Origin of the sequence: Streptomyces sp. NRRL S-340 (assembly GCF_000720185.1) — a bacterium.
Classification (GTDB): Bacteria; Actinomycetota; Actinomycetes; order Streptomycetales; family Streptomycetaceae; genus Streptomyces.
Window position 1 is genome coordinate 1 of sequence record NZ_JOIY01000152.1, and the last position, 214, is coordinate 214.

General features: G+C 56.1%; 1 rRNA gene. It reads right to left on the reverse strand.

The window, feature by feature from the left end:
* Positions 1 to 214: ribosomal RNA gene (locus tag IG64_RS37360) — 23S ribosomal RNA — on the reverse strand; the annotation flags it as partial.

The following is a 214-nucleotide window of genomic DNA, read 5'->3' on the forward strand; positions in this document are numbered from 1 at the left end:
GTTCGGACTCGCTTTCGCTACGGCTACCCCACCCGGGTTAACCTCGCAACACACCGCAAACTCGCAGGCTCATTCTTCAAAAGGCACGCAGTCACGAGAACAAGGCAAGCCTCATTCCGACGCTCCCACGGCTTGTAGGCACACGGTTTCAGGTACTATTTCACTCCCCTCCCGGGGTACTTTTCACCATTCCCTCACGGTACTATCCGCTATC